We start from the raw sequence: 15,659 nt of genomic DNA, 5'->3' as shown, positions 1-15,659 counted from the left end.
GCAAACTGGCGGGTAATGACTGCACAGGCTGTCCAGCGGGAGGACCTCGCGGTCGTCATCGGACTGGAGGTCCACGTTCAACTGGAGACGGACACGAAGATCTTCTGTGGCTGTTCGACCGACGTGGCCGACGCCGAACCGAACACCCACACCTGCCCGGTGTGTCTCGGCCTGCCGGGCGCGCTCCCGGTGCTGAACGAGGCCGCCGTGGAGTCGGCGGTCAAGGTGGGGAAGGCCATCGACGCCGACATCCCCGAGGAGACGACGTTCCACCGGAAGAACTACTTCTACCCCGACCTGCCGAAGGGGTTCCAGATAACCCAGTACGACGCGCCGGTCTGTCAGGATGGCGAACTCGACGTGGAGGTCGACGGCGAGCGACGCACGGTGGGCATCCAGCGCGCGCACCTCGAAGAGGACCCCGGGAGCCTCCAGCACGAGGGCGGGAGCATCGACCGCGCAGACTACACGCTCGTCAACTACAACCGCGCCGGAGTACCGCTGATGGAAATCGTGACCGACCCAGACTTCCGCGGCGCGGAGGAGGTCCGGGCCTTCCTCGCGAAACTGGAGGAGGTCCTCGAGTATCTCGGCGTGTTCGACAGCCAGCGCGACGGGAGCCTCCGCATCGACGCCAACCTCAGCGTGGTCCCTGCCGACGAAGTCGGCGAGAACGGCGAAATCAGCGAGGAGGCGCTCGAAGACGCCAATCGGACCGAGGTCAAGAACATCTCCAGCCACAGGGGCGCCGAGAAGGCGCTGTCCTACGAGGCGACCCGCCAGAAGAACGCGGTCAAGCGCGGCCGGGAAATCCAGCAGGAGACCCGCCACTGGGACGAGGGCCGGGGCGTCACCGTCTCGATGCGCTCGAAGGAGGAGGAGAAGGACTACCGCTACTTCCGGGAGGCCGACCTGCCGCCGCTGCAGGTCAGCGACTGGAAGCAGAAACTCGACATCCCGGAACTCCCCGACGCCCGCCGCGAGCGATTCCGCGACGAGTACGGCCTGAGCGAGGAGGCCGCGAGCAAACTCACCTCCACGAAACAGGTCGCGGACTTCTACGAGGACGTGGCCGGCGAGTACGCCCCCGACCTCGCGGCGACGTGGGTCGCCGACAACCTGCTCGGCGAACTCAACTACCGCGACATGGCGATTACGGACGTGGAAGGTCGTCTCGACGAGTTCATGCGCCTCATCGAGTTGGTGGCCGACGGCGAGATTACCACCAAGAACGCCGAAGAGGTCGTCCTCCGCGAGATGTTAGACGAGGGCGAGGACCCCGAGACGGTCATCGACCGCGAGGGTCTCGGCAAGGCCGACGAGGGCGCCGTCGAGGGCGCCGTCGAGGAGGCCATCGAGGAGAACCCCGACGCGGTCGAGGACTACCACGACGGCGAGGGCGGCGCGCTCAACTTCCTCGTCGGGCAGGTCATGCAGAAGACCGGCGGGAGCGCCGACCCCGGTTCGGTGAACCAACTGCTCCGCGAGCGACTGGACGAGTAGGCCGTCCGGCAGTGCGGGACTGATTTTCGCGGGTGTCGTTCGGCGAGGGGACGCTCCGCCTCGGACCTCGACCTCCGGCGATCAGGTCGCTCCGCGGGTCGCTTCGAGGAGGAGGCTCTGGAACTCCTCGTGGTCGTCGAACGTGGCCGACTCTGTCAGTTCGCGCTCGACCTCTCGGAGTTCGGCTTCGAGTTCGGCGAACGCCTCGCTCTCCCGCAGTCCCGCGGCTGATCGCTCGTCGGTCAGCGCGGCGTGCTTCGCGGCGAGCGTGTAGTATCGGTCGAGCACGTCGGCGTACTCGGCCCGTTCGAGCAGCGCCTCGACCGTCCCCCGAATCGTCTCGGCCGAGACCGGCTTGGTCACGTAGTCGTCGAACGGCATGCTCACGATGTCGTCGCTCGGAGCGACCGCAGTTATCATCGCGACCCGGCACTCGACGTTCCGCTCCTCGATGTCCGAGAGGACCTCGTCGCCGCTCCTGCCGGGCATCCGCCTGTCGAGGAGAGCGACGTCGATGTCGTCGCCGCGGCGGTCCAGTATCTCCGTGGCCTCCGAACCGCCGTGGGCGACGAGGCACTCGTACTCCGACAGCCACCGCTCGTACATGTTCGTGAGAGCCGGTTCGTCGTCGGCTATCAACACGGTCGTCGTCATTCGGCACCTCCGTCGACGCGGAGCCTCCCGGCGGAGCCGGCAGACCCGTTGCGGCCGCCGAACCCGGACGACGAACGACGCAAGACCGGCGCGCGCGGTGCGCGGCAGAGGAGGGTAGCTACCGCCAGAATCCGAAAGAGCCGTCTCGGTGACGCCTCGCCGTACCGTCCGCCGATACCGGCGAGGTGAGACCCCACTATCGGGGCGAGAGCTCCGAGGCCCGACACTGTCACGGTAACGATAAGGACACCGATAGAGTTCATTTAGTATTCGTCGGGAATCATAATCGGCGTGGTATAATCGTTTCCCCGGTTATCTGGTTTGATAACACAAAAATAGTAACTTATACGCGACCCGGTTAATTCAACCGTCGCGACCGAAATAGAGCGAACTGTCGGGCTTCACCCGGGGTCCCACTGCTCCGAACCGTCGCTCGCGGCCTTTCCCCCGCGGGACTCGCGACCCCTCCTCATAGACTCCTCACGGACCCGACTTCGGGCACCCACACGCACGACGCACGCGCCTTGTGCCACCGCCTTCCGGCGGTTTTGGCCGTCGAAAGCTTTACCAATTCACTTGTCCTAGCGGGGACACGATGGACGACGAGCGACTCCCGAGCGGCGGCGGACTTCCCCGAGAGCGACCCCGCCACGCCGGGCACTCCCCGGAAGTCGGAGGTGAGGTATGGAGCTGATAATCACCGAGAAGGACAACGCGGCCAGACGCATCGCCGACATACTGAGCGGCGAGTCCGCCGAGGCCGAGCGCAAGAACGGCGTCAACGTCTACAAGTGGGGCGGGCGACGGTGCATCGGCCTGTCGGGCCACGTGGTGGGCGTGGACTTCCCCGACGAGTACAACGACTGGCGCGACGTGGAACCGGTCGAACTCATCGACGCGCCCATCGAGAAGAAGGCCACGAAGGAGAACATCGTCTCTACCCTGCGAGTGCTGGCCCGGAAGGCAGACACCGTGACCATCGCGACGGACTACGACCGCGAGGGCGAACTCATCGGCAAGGAGGCGTGGGAACTCGTCCGCGACGTGAACGACGAGGTGCCGATTCGCCGGGTCCGGTTCTCCTCCATCACGGAGAACGAGGTCACCGACGCCTTCGAGAACCCCGACGACTTGGACTTCGACCTCGCGGCCGCGGGCGAAGCGCGCCAGGAGATAGACCTCATCTGGGGCGCGGCCCTGACGCGGTTCCTCTCGCTGTCCTCTCGCCAGTTGGGCGACGACTTCATCTCGGTCGGACGGGTGCAGTCGCCGACCCTCAAACTCATCGTGGACCGCGAGCGCGAAATCGAGGCGTTCGACCCCGAAGACTACTGGGAACTGTTCGCCGACCTGTTGAAGGAGACCGACGACGAGACGACCGAGTTCGAGTCCCAGTACTTCTACCGCGACGAGGACGACAACGAGGCCGAACGCGTCTGGGACGAGGAGACCGCCGAGGCCGTCTTCGAGGCGCTCGACTCGGCCGCGGCCGCGACCGTCGAACGCGTCAACCGGCGGACCCGGACCGACGACCCGCCCGCGCCGTTCAACACCACCCAGTTCATCCGGGCCGCCGGGAGTCTGGGCTACTCGGCCCAGCAGGCCATGAGCATCGCCGAGGACCTCTACACCGCCGGGTACATGACCTACCCCCGGACCGACAACACGGTCTACCCCGACGACTTGGACCCCGAGGAGTTGCTCGACGCGTTCTCGGGCGACTATCACTTCGGCGACGACGCCGACGACCTGCTCGACCTCGACGACCTCGAACCGACCGAGGGCGACGAGGAGACCACCGACCACCCGCCGATTCACCCGACCGAGGACATCCCGACCAAGGGCGAGTTGAGCGACGACGAGTGGGAGATATACGAACTCGTCGTCCGGCGCTTCTTCGCCACGGTGGCCGAGTCCGCGACGTGGGAACACCTCAAAGTCGTCGCGGGCGTGGACGAGCACAAACTCAAGTCCAACGGCAAGCGCCTCGTGAAAGAGGGCTACCACGCGGTCTACCCCTACTTCAACACCTCCGAGAACTACGTCCCCGACGTGACCGAGGGCGAGGAGTTGGCGGTCACGGAGGCCCGCATCGAGGACAAGCAGACCCAACCGCCCCGCCGGTACGGCCAGTCGCGACTCATCGAGACGATGGAGAAGATGGGCATCGGGACGAAGTCGACTCGCCACAACACCATCGAGAAACTCTACGACCGGGGCTACGTCGAGGGCGACCCGCCCCGACCCACGCAACTGGCCGACGCCGTGGTCACGGCCGCCGAGGAGTTCGCTGAACTCGTGGTCAGCGAGGAGATGACCCGGGAGTTGGAGGAAGACATGACCGCCATCGCGGAGGGCGAGGCCGACCTGAGCGAGGTGGCCGACGAGTCCCGCGAGTACCTCCAGCAGGTGTTCGACGAGTTGCGCGACTCCCGCGAAGAGGTCGCCGACCTGTTGCAGGAGTCGCTGAAGGCCGACAAGAAACTCGGCCCCTGCCCCGAGTCGGACCACGAACTGCTGGTCCGCCAGAGCCGAAACGGCTCGTACTTCGTCGGGTGTGACGGCTACCCCGACTGCGAGTACACCCTGCCGCTCCCGAACACGGGCAAGCCCCTGATTCTCGACGAGGAGTGCGAGGACCACGGTCTGCGCCACGTCAAGATGCTCGCCGGGCGCCAGACGTTCGTCCACGGCTGTCCGCTCTGCAAGGCCGAGGAGGCCGAGGAGCAGGAGGACGAAGTCATCGGCGTCTGTCCCGACTGCGGCGAGGAACACGGCGGAGAACTCGCCATCAAACACCTCCAGAACGGTTCGCGACTCGTCGGCTGTACCCGGTATCCCGACTGCGACTACTCGCTCCCGCTCCCGCGGCGGGGCGACATCGAAGTCACCGACGAGCGCTGCGAGGAACACGACCTGCCGGAACTCGTCGTCCACAACGGCGACGAACCGTGGGAACTGGGCTGTCCCATCTGTAACTACCGGGAGTTTCAGGCCCGCGAGAGCGAGTCGGGCAGCGACCTCGAATCGCTCGACGGCATCGGGTCGAAGACCGCCGAGAAGCTCTCTGAGGCGGGCATCGAGAGCATCGACGACCTGAAATCCGCGGAGGTCGAGACGGTGGCCTCCGAGGTACAGGGCGTCAGCGAGGACAGACTGAGAGGCTGGCAGGCGAAAGCCGACTAAACGGTCGGCGGATTCCCGGTCGCTCCACTTTTTCACGTCGCGCCGAGACCCTCACTCGCCACGCCGCGGGCCAGCGACGAGTACCGCGAGCGAACGGACGTGAGCGAGCGGACCAAGCGACGACGAACGCGGGCGGAAGCGAGCGACGGGAGGAGTGCCGCGTTTTTCGTCGACGTTTTACCAGCGAAGAACCGCGGCAGCGCCGCGGTTCTGGGCGCAGTAAAAGGTCGTGGTCGGTTCCGAAGGGGTTTTAGCGCACCCTAAGGTTTACACGAACAATGAGTACATCGTGGACCGAGTGGGACCACATCGTCAAGTTGGACCCGGACAAGACGCTCGCCGAGGGCGAGACCTTCGAGGACGTGTGCCGGACCGGCACCGACGCCCTCGAAATCGGCGGCACCCTCGACGTGACCACCGAGAAGATGCAGCGGGTCATCGACGCCTGTGCGAAGTACGACGTGCCGCTATATCAGGAACCGAGCAACCCCGCGGTCGTGGTCGACGACGACGACCTCGACGGCTACCTCGTGCCGGTCGTGCTGAACGCCGGAGCGGTGTCGTGGATTACCGGCGCGCACAAGGAGTGGGTCAGGATGGACGACGTGGACTGGGAACGCACGACGACCGAGGCGTACATCATCCTCAACCCCGACGCCAGCGTCGCCGAACTCACCGAGGCCGACTGCGACCAGTCGCCCGAGGAGGTGGCGGCCTACGCCGAGGTCGCCGAGGAGATGTTCGGGCAGGAAATCGTCTACGTCGAGTACTCGGGCACCTTCGGCGACCCCGACGTGGTCGAGGCGGCCGCTGACGCGCTGGACGAGGCGACCCTCTTCTACGGCGGCGGCATCCGCGACTACGATTCCGCGTACACGATGGCCCAACACGCCGACACCGTGGTCGTCGGCGACCTCGTCCACGACGAGGGCTGTGAGGCCGTCCGCGAGACCGTCGAGGGCGCGAAGGACGCCAAGAAGACGCCCGCAGAATCGGCCTGAACTCTCCTCCTCGCGATTCGGCTTCTCCGGACCGAGAGTGCGGCGTCTCCGGAGCGTAGCGTCCGACTCGGCGGTCGCGAGCGCGGGACCGAACTGTTCACCTGCTCACAGCACCAACTCCCCGACTATCGAGCATGAGCGCCATCGAGACCACCGGCCTGACGAAGTACTACGGCGACACTCGGGGCATCGACGACCTCTCGTTCTCGGTCGCGGAGGGCGAGGTGTTCGGCTTCCTCGGTCCGAACGGCGCGGGCAAGACCACGACCATCCGGACTCTGCTGGGGTTCGTCGCCCCGACCGGCGGGTCCGCGACCCTGCTCGGCCGAGACGTGACCGACGAGGCGGCGCTCGTCGAGGCCAAGCGTCACGTCGGCTACCTGCCGAGCAACCCGGGCTTGGACGAGGGCGTCACCGGGCGGCGACTGATTCGGTACCACGCCGCCCTGAAGGGCGACGAGCGGAGCGACGAACTGCTCGAACGCTTCGACCCGCCCGTCGAGCGAGAGGTCGGCGACTACTCGACCGGGAACAAGCAGAAACTCGCGCTCGTGCTGGCGTTCATGCACGACCCCGACCTCGTAATCATGGACGAACCTACCTCGGGGTTGGACCCGCTGATGCAGGAGCGCCTCTACGAGTTCATCGAGGACGAGCGGTCCCGCGGGACGACGTTCTTCTTCTCCAGCCACGTCCTGAGCGAGGTCCGGAAGGTCTGTGACCGCGTGGGCATCGTTCGGGACGGCCGACTCGTCGCGATGGAGGACGTCGAGGAACTGCTCGACCGGTCCGGCAAGCGCGTCCGCGTCGCCGTCGAGGAGGCGCTCGACCCCGCTGACTTCGAAATCGCGGGCGTCCACGACCTCGACGCGGGCGACGGCGACGCCTCGTTCATGTTCACCGGCGAGTACGACGCCCTGCTCGACCACCTCCGCGAGTACACGGTTCGGGACCTCGAAATCGAGGAAGCGCCGCTCGAAGACGTGTTCATGAAGTTCTACGACCACGCCCCGGCGGAGCGGCCAGCGAGTTCCCCGCCGACGGAGACGGCCGCGTCCGCTGGAGGCGAGACCGATGTTTGAGGTCGCCGCCTACGAGTCCGAGCGCCGGATTCGGGGTGCGCTCGTCTTGGCGGTCCTGCTCGCCCTGCTGTCCGCGCTCTTCGTCGCGCTGTTCCCGTCCATCGCCAGTTCGGGCGCGGACCTGGACGCCTACATGGAGAGCCTACCGCCCGCGATGCAGGCCGCGTTCGGCGCGACCGGCGCGTTCTCCATCGCCACCATCGAGGGCTTTCTCGCGGTCGAACTCTACCAGTTCTTCTGGGTGCTGCTGTTGGGAATCTACACGGCTTACGTCGCGGGCGGCCTCGTGGCGGGCGACGTCGAGCGCGGCCGGATGGACGTGTTGCTCGCCGCGCCCGTCACCCGGCGGCGCGTCGTGGTCGAGAAGTTCGCCTCCCTGATTCCGGTCGTGGTCGCGGTCAATCTCGTCGTCGGCGCGGCGGTGTACGCCGCCGTTCTCGCCGTCGGCGAGACGATTCCTGTCGCCGACCTCGTCGCGGTCCACCTGCTGTCGATTCCGTACCTGCTCGCGTGCGGCGGCATCGGCCTGCTGCTGTCGGTCGTCGTGGACGACTCGGACGTCGCCAAGCGCGGCGGTCTGGGGTCCATCTTCGGCCTGTTCCTGCTGGAGACTGTCAGCCAGTCGGCCGACGTGGGATGGTTGGGCGCAGTTAGCCCGACCCGCTACTACGACCCGACCGCGATACTGGTCGGCGGCGAGTACGACTGGGCGGGCGCGCTCGTCCTGCTGGCCGAGACCGCGGCGCTCGTCGCGGTCAGCGCGTGGTGGTTCCGGAGGCGAGACGTCTGATGAACGATTCCCCGCGGACGACCGCCTGATTCGAAGTTTCGACGACGAGCAGCGCGAGCGCCTCGTTACCGAGATGCTCGGAGTGGAAAACATCCGCGAGACAGTGCTGTTCCCGCGAGACCGACAGCGTCTGTCGCCGTAAGCGGACCTTTTTCGCAGTCGGACCGTGCGGGCCGTCACCCCGACTTCTGGTCGGCGGTTTCCTCTTCGACGTCCACGTCGATATCCTCGGGGTCGGTCCCGCCGCGGATGCCGTGGCCGTACTTGAGCAGGCCGACGAAGACGGACCCGCCGATTACGTTGCCCACAGTGGACCACAGCAGGAAGTGCGCGAAATCGAGGACGGTGATACCCTGCCGGGCGAACATGCCGAGCATGACCTCGACGCTCCCCGCGATGGAGTGGGGGAGGTGGGCCAACCCGATGACCGCCGCGACCAACCACACGAAGAACGCCTGACTGATGGTGTTCTGTCCGGCGGCGACCAGCCACGTCATCAGTCCCATCAGCCATCCGGCGAGGACGGCCGCCAGCACGGTGGTGGACCACGAGTACTTCACCAGTCCGTGGGCGATTTCGCCGAAGGCCGACATCTCGACGGTCGCTAACTCCGGTCCGACCTGAACCGCGAGGAGCGAGAACAGCGCCCCGCCGGCGAGGTTCGAGACGTAGATGATGCCCCACAGTCGGGCGAGTTCGGTCACGGACGCCTGTCCGTTGAGGACCGGCACGACCGCGAGCGACGTGTGTTCGGTGAACAGTTCCGACCGGCCGAGGACGACGAAGATGAAGCCGACGGCGTACGCGTTCGCCACCAGCAGTCCCGTCAGGGGGTCGGAGAACGCGCCGGAACTCATCGTGAAAACGACCGCCATCAGGAAGGGACCGAAGCCGATGTCCAATCCGGCCGAGAGTCCCGATAGCATCAGTCCGGTGTTCGAGCGCTGTAACTGGCTCAGCCCCTCCTCGATCTCGAGGCCCAGAATCTCCCGATAGGACGTCGGTGACGGGTCGCTGTCGCTACTCATTGGCTGATACGAACACGCTAGCCGAGGGCGCCGGAAGTCGCTGTCGGCACCCGACCGGGATTATAAAGATTATACGGCCCGACTCGCAAGACGAGCACATGACAGGCGACTCGTCGCGGGCGTTCGTGCCGGGCCACGTCACCGGCTTCTTCAGCGTCCACGAGGCCGACGACCCCGAGCAGGCAGGCTCCCGAGGCGCGGGCCTGACCCTCTCGGAGGGCGTGACCGTGGAGGTCGAACCCGCCGCCGAGACTTCGATGCAACTGAACGACGAACCGGCCGCAGTCGAGGCGGTGACGCGAGTGCTCTCGGACCTCGGCGTGGAGGCCCGCGTGACTGCCACGACCGACCTCCCCGTGGGCGCTGGCTTCGGCGTCTCCGGAGCGGCCGCACTCGGGACCGCGCTGGCCGCGAACCGGAGCTTCGAGTGCGGGCGCTCGGAGAACGAACTGGTCGCCATCGCCCACGCCGCGGAGGTCGAGGCCGGGACCGGTCTCGGCGACGTGGTCGCGCAGGCCCGCGGCGGCGTCCCGGTCCGACTCGACCCCGGCGCGCCCGAGTACGGCCGCATGGACGGCGTGCCCGCCCGGACCCGCGTCGAGTACCTGACGCTCGGCGAGCGCTCGACCTCGGAAGTCCTCGCCGGCAACACCGACCGACTCTCGGAGGTCGGCGTCGACAAACTCGTCCGCCTCGTGGAGGAACCGACACTGCCGACGCTGATGGCCGCCTCCCGGGAGTTCGCCCGCGAGGCCGACCTGCTCACGCCCGAGATAGCGGGCGTCCTGTCGGAGGTCGAGGAGGCGGGCGGCGAGGCCGCGATGGCGATGCTCGGCGAGACCGTCTTCGCGCTGGGCAACGGTCTCTCGCGGGCGGGCTACGACCCCGAGACCTGCGAGACCCACCCCTCGGGCGCGACGCTGAAGATGGACTGATTTTTCCCGACTCGACTCCGAGGCGGAGGTATGACCGAGATTCCCGACGACCACCCCCGCGCCGAGTCGCTCCGGACCCGCCACCGAATCGAGGAGGGCGTGGAGAAGGGCATCACGAGCAAGCAGGGTCTCATCGCGCAGGGCCGCGGCGAGGCCTACGACTACCTCCTGGGCGAGGAGACCATCCCGAGCGCCGACGAGGCGGCGCGCGCGGCCGCCGCCCGGTTGCTCCTCGCCGACCACCCCGTCCTCTCGGTGAACGGGAACGTCGCGGCGCTCGTCCCCGGCGAGATGGTCGAGTTGGCCGAGGCCGTGGACGCGGACCTCGAAGTCAACCTGTTCAATCGCACCGACGAGCGCATGGAAGCCATCGCCGACCACCTGCGCGACCACGGCGCGGAGGACGTGAAGGGTCTCGCGGCCGACGCCCGGATTCCCGGCCTCGACCACGAGCGCGCTAAGGTGGACGGAGACGGCATCTACTCCGCCGACGTGGTGGTGGTTCCGCTGGAGGACGGCGACCGGGCGGAGGCGCTGGCCGAGATGGGCAAAGTCGAGATAGTTATCGACTTGAACCCGATGTCTCGGTCGGCCCAGACCGCCGCGGTTCCAATAATCGACAACATCGTCCGTGCCGTGCCGAACGTGACGAAGCATGCGCGAGAGTTGCGAGAGCAGGGTGCGAGTCGCGAGGAACTGGAAGCCATCGTCGAGGGATTCGACCGCGAGGCGGCGCTGGCGGAGGCAGAACGCGCGATTCGCCGGGGAGAGTTGGACTGACCGACCGCCGCGGTTCCACTAACTTTTTGTCGTTCCGACGGAACTACGCGACGATTGCATGACATCTCCGAGTTCGCTCGCGCGCGGGACGACGCCGTGACCGAGTACGAAGTGCGGTACGTGGACCGGACGCTCCCCGGCCCCGACGCCGTCCGGGCCGCACTCCGGGACGACGGGACGGTCGACACCGACCGACTGCGCTCGGCGTTAGCCACCGTCGGCAAGAGCGTCGCCGACTGGAACGAACGGGGGCGCTACGCCGACAGCGAGTACGGGTCCGACCTCCGGACCGTCCGCTGACGGTCGCGGTGCGGCGGAACGTGTCTCGCCGTCGAGCGACGAGCGTCTCGCCGTCGGACGAGCGTTTCGCTGTCGAGCGTAGTTTCCGTAAAAATCGCAGTATAGCGTCGCGCTATGCGACGTGTCTTCCGACTTACGCGCGGACGACGTTCGTCGCGCGCGGGCCCTTGGGGGCGTCTTCGATGTCGAATTCGATGTCCGTTCCCTCTTCGAGGTCGGGGCCGCCAACGTCCTCCATGTGGAAGAACACGTCGTCGTCCGCGTCGTCGGTAGAGATGAAACCGTAGCCGCCAGTGTCGTTGAAGAAATCAACAGTTCCGTTTGCCATTGCAACTATAGAGAGACCCCCGCTACGGATAACGCTTCCGAGGGTCGCGGTATCACGGGTATCGGCGCTCTGAAGCCTGATTTTCGCTGGATACGCGTGACGCAGGACTCGCGTCGGTGGTTTCGCCGATTTCGCGGAAACGGGTCGAAAGTGACGAGAGGCGACCGAGTGCCGAGGCCGGAACGCCGCGGCGTTCCGACCTGTCGCCAGTTTTCGCCTGCGTAGGCGGACGCACCGCTGCTGCATGGTAACATCGCGCCGCCGGACCGGTCGAGAGTTCCGAAGACCGATTCCGCAACGCCTTTCAACAACCTTGTGGTATTACCGGGTTGTATGAGCGAATTCGAACAGTTCAGCGACGTCGGCGAAGCGGACGTGACCCGAGCTATCGGACAGGAGTGGACCGAGGAGTTCATGGACTTCAGCGACTCGGACGTCATCATCGTCGGGGGCGGTCCCTCCGGCCTGATGGCCGCGAAGGAACTCTCCGAGCGCGGAGTCAAGACGATGGTCGTCGAGAAGAACAACTATCTCGGCGGCGGATTCTGGCTCGGCGGGTTCCTGATGAACAAGGTGACGGTCCGAGACCCCGCACAGCGCGTGTTGGACGACCTCGACGTGGACTTCAAGCGGTCGCAGGACAGCGAGGGCCTCTACGTCGCCAACGGTCCCCACGCCTGCTCGGCGCTCATCAAGGCCGCCTGCGACGCGGGCGCGAAGATGCAGAACATGACCGAGTTCACCGACATCGTCATCCGGGAGGACCACCGGGTCGGCGGCATCGTGATGAACTGGACGCCGGTCCACGCCCTGCCCCGCGAGATAACCTGCGTCGACCCCATCGCGGTGGAGGCCGACCTCGTCATCGACGCGACCGGCCACGACGCGATGGCGGTCTCGAAACTCGACGAGCGAGGCGTCCTCGACGCGCCCGGAATCGGCGACGCGAAGGAGAACGCCACCGGCATGGACCAGACCGGCGACGACTCCTACGGCGCGCCCGGCCACGACTCGCCGGGTCACGACTCGATGTGGGTCGGCGAGAGCGAGGACGCCGTCGTCGAACACACCGGTCTCGTCCACGACGGTCTCGTCGCGACCGGCATGGCGACCGCGACGACCTACGGCCTCCCGCGCATGGGGCCGACGTTCGGCGCGATGCTCGTCTCGGGCAAGCGCGCGGCCCAAGTCGCCCTCGACGAACTCGGCGTCGACGCCGACCCGGTGGACATGACCACGCGGACCGCCTCGGCGGACGACTAGCCACTTTTTACTTCGTCGGGTGGGCTCGCTTCGCTCGCCCACCGCTCCTCGTAAAAACGTGGGGAAAAACCTCCCGGACGCTCGCTTCGCTCGCGTCCGGTGAACCGCGCGCCGTCGGCGCGCGGATGCTTCGACGGACCAGTTGGTCGATATCTACTCCGCGACGCCCATCGCGTACAGCGTCATCGGCGTCTGCTCTGCCGCGCGGGGCGAGAGGAAGTCGGTCACTTCGTCGTCGAAGAACGTCAGGCCCGTCCCGCCGAGCGGACGGTGGGCGTAGGTCGCCAGATACAGTCGCCCGAGCGTGACGCCCGCCTCCAGTTGGGCCAGACGGTATCCCCGGTCCCCCGCGTTCTCGACCACCGCACCGACGTCCGTCATGCAGTAGACGTTGACGTGGGCGTCGCCGGCCCACTCCTGTCCGAGCGCCAGTCGAGTCTGGTCGGCGCTGGTCGCGTCGCCGAGTCGCTCCAGCGCGGCCTCCTCGGGATGGAACTGGTAGCGCCCGTCCGGGACGCCCTCGACGTCGGTCGCCAGCACGTACACGTCGTTGAACTGCAATCCCGGCGCGGTCCCGCCGTTCCAGTCGCCCGGTACGCCGCGAGTGGCCCGGTCGAGGACGGTCCCGAGTTTGCGGCGACTCAGCGGTTCGTCGGCGAACGCCCGGCACGAGCGGCGACGCTCGGCGGCACTCCGGAGCGGCCGCGCCACCTCGGTCTCGTACCCGACGGGGTCCAGCGGGACGCGCTCGCCGTCGCCAGCGGGCGTCTTGCCGACCGGCGCGGCCTCGCGGACCCGCTCGCGCCACGCCGTCGCCGCCACGCCGCCGGAGAGTTCGCTGGTCGCCCACGCCTCGCGGGGCAGGTCGTGTTCGCGGTCGTGTTCCGGGTGCGGTTCGGTCGCAGGGTCGAGCGCGTCCGGCGGCGAGTCGCTCTCGGACGAATCACCGACCGGCGAACCCTCACCGACCGGGACGAGTTCGAGCGGAGCCTCGGTCTCGGGAGCCACCCCGAGCAGGTCGGCGACGGCGCGGTCGTCGAACCCGGCGACGACCGACGCGGGCAGGTCGAAGGCGTGGGCGGTCCCGAGCAGGTTGGCGAGGACGGTCCCGGAGTCCCAGAAGGCGTGGCGGTAGGTGCGCTCGCGGTACTTCCACGCGTTTCCCGTTAGGAGTGGTGGGGAAACTACAAGTACCATCGGATTATTTGTCGGAATATGGTAACGCGGACTCCCAAAGAAAAGTACGAGCGCGACATGGCCCGGCTACTCGGCGAGACGCCCCACTACAAATGCAAGAACAAGGACTGTGGGACCGGATTTGACACGGACCCGGACACCTGCCCCGAGTGTGGCACCGAGACGATGAAACACCGACGCGACGACGCGCTCTACGGCGAAGACCTGCGCGACGAAGACCAAGACCTAATCGAAGAGTTCGCCCGCGCACACAACCCGAACGATCCGACCGTCCCGACCGCCGACGGCAAATCCTACAACACGGTCGCTAGGTACATCACGAACCTGATTCGCGTCTCGAAACACACGGACCTGTCCACCGCCACCCACGACGAGATAAACCACGCTACCCACGAACTCGTCCAAGAGGGTCGGAAGAAATCGACTGTCCGGCAGGTGCAAATGACACTCCGGACCTTCTATCGGTATCACGACGACCTAGACGTTGACGCCGAGAAAATCAACACCTTCGAGCGTCCGGACACGCAAATTGACGACCGCGACATGCTCACGCGGGAGGAAATCGAAGAGCTAGAGGCGGCTATCGACCACCCGCGCGACCTGTGCATCTTCCACCTGTTCATCTACACGGGCCAACGCGCCGGGGCGATTCGGACGCTCCGCGTGAAAGACGTGGAACCCTCCGACGGCCCTACGGGACGGTACTGGTTGAACACCGACGCGGACGGACTCAAGAACGCCGACAAGAACGGTGGCGCGCGCCCGCTACTCGGCGCGAAGACGGCAGTCCGCGATTGGCTCAAGTACCACCCTGCGAGTGACGATCCCGACGCCTACCTCATTACTCCGAAGCCGAAATACAACAGCGTAGACCCGCACGAACCCGTCACGAACGAACTCTTCCGCAAGCTCTTCAAGAAACTCAAGAAGGAAACGGGCGTCTCGAAGCCGCTCCATCCCCACGCACTCCGGCACAACTTCGTGACTATCTGTAAGCGGGACTACGACATGGCGGACGAAGACGTGAAATACCTAATCGGCCACGCGCCGGACTCTCGCGTCATGGAAACGACGTATTCGCACTTGAGCGACCAAGACCATATCGACCGCGCGGAAGCGTCGGCAGGATACACCGAGAGGGAGAGTGAATCACCGCTCTCGCGGGAGCAATGCGACGTGTGTGGAAACCACCTGTCCAAGAACGCGCGGGCGTGTGACCGCTGTGGGGCCGTGTTCACGCCGGACGCCAAGAGCGCGCAGGACCAAATTCAGGACCAGATGAAGAAGTCGTACCGAGAAGCCGACCCCACCGACGCCGACAAGATGGAGATGATTGACGCCTTTGACGACCTTCTCGAAGACCCCGCGGTCAAACAGCGACTCATTGAGAAGTTGGCCGACGAGTAACCCCCTAACGTTCACCCCTTTTATTACAGCGGTCCCTATGCTCACTTGGATAATGGCGCACTATCAGCATCCGCCTGTGGCGCGAAGTCCGGCGTCTAGCGCCCAAGAGCGCCATTATCCCCATCCACAGGTTTGGGCGGGCATAGCCGCCGTGAACAGCCAAAGTCTTGCCAACTTCGGGGAGTCTGCCATCAATCGAGTTCCT

The 15,659-nt window shown here is 66.3% G+C and carries 14 protein-coding genes; 10 read left to right on the top strand and 4 right to left on the bottom strand.

The features are described from left to right. Window positions 1–15 precede the first annotated feature (15 nt). Window positions 16–1,503 carry an Asp-tRNA(Asn)/Glu-tRNA(Gln) amidotransferase subunit GatB gene (gene gatB / locus M0R89_RS10580; RefSeq protein ID WP_248649052.1) on the top strand — a complete coding sequence of 496 codons (1,488 nt, stop codon included), beginning with the start codon at window positions 16–18 and terminating at the stop codon, window positions 1,501–1,503. A gap of 81 nt (window positions 1,504–1,584) precedes the next feature. Here gatB and M0R89_RS10575 read toward each other — a convergent pair whose 3' ends face one another. Then, on the bottom strand, window positions 1,585–2,157 hold the full coding sequence (locus tag M0R89_RS10575) for a response regulator (protein ID WP_248649051.1): 573 nt from the start codon (window positions 2,155–2,157) through the stop codon (window positions 1,585–1,587). Between the two features lie 684 nt (window positions 2,158–2,841). Here M0R89_RS10575 and M0R89_RS10570 point away from each other — a divergent pair. The 4 genes from M0R89_RS10570 to M0R89_RS10555 all read left to right on the top strand — a co-directional run bounded on the left by M0R89_RS10570 (window position 2,842) and on the right by M0R89_RS10555 (window position 8,216). Then, window positions 2,842–5,343, top strand: a complete 2,502-nt coding sequence (locus M0R89_RS10570; RefSeq protein ID WP_248649050.1) for a DNA topoisomerase I — start codon at window positions 2,842–2,844, stop codon at window positions 5,341–5,343. Between the two features lie 278 nt (window positions 5,344–5,621). After that, the gene (locus tag M0R89_RS10565) at window positions 5,622–6,344 is read left to right on the top strand and encodes a phosphoglycerol geranylgeranyltransferase (protein WP_248649049.1); all 723 of its coding nucleotides are present in this window, start codon (window positions 5,622–5,624) and stop codon (window positions 6,342–6,344) included. 134 nt (window positions 6,345–6,478) lie between these two features. After that, window positions 6,479–7,426: an ABC transporter ATP-binding protein gene (locus M0R89_RS10560; protein WP_248649048.1), complete on the top strand. Its 948-nt coding sequence runs from the start codon at window positions 6,479–6,481 to the stop codon at window positions 7,424–7,426. Beyond that, entirely contained in the window at window positions 7,419–8,216 is a 798-nt protein-coding gene (locus tag M0R89_RS10555) for an ABC transporter permease subunit (RefSeq protein WP_248649047.1), read from the top strand. Before M0R89_RS10560 ends, M0R89_RS10555 begins: the two co-directional genes overlap by 8 nt. Before the next feature lie 176 nt (window positions 8,217–8,392). On the opposite strand, the gene M0R89_RS10550 is transcribed toward M0R89_RS10555, so the two are convergent. Further along, entirely contained in the window at window positions 8,393–9,244 is an 852-nt protein-coding gene (locus M0R89_RS10550; protein WP_248649046.1) for a formate/nitrite transporter family protein, read from the bottom strand. Between the two features lie 98 nt (window positions 9,245–9,342). On the opposite strand from M0R89_RS10550, the gene M0R89_RS10545 reads away from it, so the two are divergent. From M0R89_RS10545 to M0R89_RS10535, 3 genes are read left to right on the top strand one after another with little or no spacing between them, the layout of a single operon-like run. Further along, a complete protein-coding gene (locus tag M0R89_RS10545; protein ID WP_248649045.1) occupies window positions 9,343–10,179 on the top strand; it encodes a pantoate kinase in 837 nt (278 codons plus the stop codon). A gap of 30 nt (window positions 10,180–10,209) precedes the next feature. Beyond that, complete coding sequence (locus tag M0R89_RS10540; RefSeq protein ID WP_248649044.1) at window positions 10,210–10,959, top strand: 4-phosphopantoate--beta-alanine ligase; 750 nt, start codon at window positions 10,210–10,212, stop codon at window positions 10,957–10,959. 54 nt (window positions 10,960–11,013) lie between these two features. Further along, complete coding sequence (locus tag M0R89_RS10535; RefSeq protein ID WP_248649043.1) at window positions 11,014–11,259, top strand: hypothetical protein; 246 nt, start codon at window positions 11,014–11,016, stop codon at window positions 11,257–11,259. 133 nt (window positions 11,260–11,392) lie between these two features. Here the strand turns inward: M0R89_RS10535 and M0R89_RS10530 are convergent, their stop codons facing one another. Then, the gene (locus M0R89_RS10530) at window positions 11,393–11,587 is read right to left on the bottom strand and encodes a cold-shock protein (protein WP_135826496.1); all 195 of its coding nucleotides are present in this window, start codon (window positions 11,585–11,587) and stop codon (window positions 11,393–11,395) included. A gap of 333 nt (window positions 11,588–11,920) precedes the next feature. Here M0R89_RS10530 and M0R89_RS10525 point away from each other — a divergent pair, with 333 nt between their 5' ends. Further along, entirely contained in the window at window positions 11,921–12,850 is a 930-nt protein-coding gene (locus tag M0R89_RS10525; protein ID WP_248649042.1) for a sulfide-dependent adenosine diphosphate thiazole synthase, read from the top strand. 153 nt (window positions 12,851–13,003) lie between these two features. Here M0R89_RS10525 and M0R89_RS10520 read toward each other — a convergent pair whose 3' ends face one another. Then, window positions 13,004–14,047, bottom strand: coding sequence for a SagB/ThcOx family dehydrogenase (locus M0R89_RS10520; RefSeq protein WP_248649041.1), 1,044 nt, complete (start codon window positions 14,045–14,047; stop codon window positions 13,004–13,006). Between the two features lie 18 nt (window positions 14,048–14,065). Here M0R89_RS10520 and M0R89_RS10515 point away from each other — a divergent pair, with 18 nt between their 5' ends. After that, on the top strand, window positions 14,066–15,454 hold the full coding sequence (locus M0R89_RS10515; RefSeq protein WP_248649040.1) for a tyrosine-type recombinase/integrase: 1,389 nt from the start codon (window positions 14,066–14,068) through the stop codon (window positions 15,452–15,454). The last annotated feature ends 205 nt before the right edge of the window (window positions 15,455–15,659 follow it).

Origin of the sequence: Halorussus limi (assembly GCF_023238205.1) — an archaeon.
Taxonomy (GTDB): Archaea; Halobacteriota; Halobacteria; order Halobacteriales; family Haladaptataceae; genus Halorussus; species Halorussus limi.
This window is presented reverse-complemented; position numbering and strand designations above follow the sequence as displayed.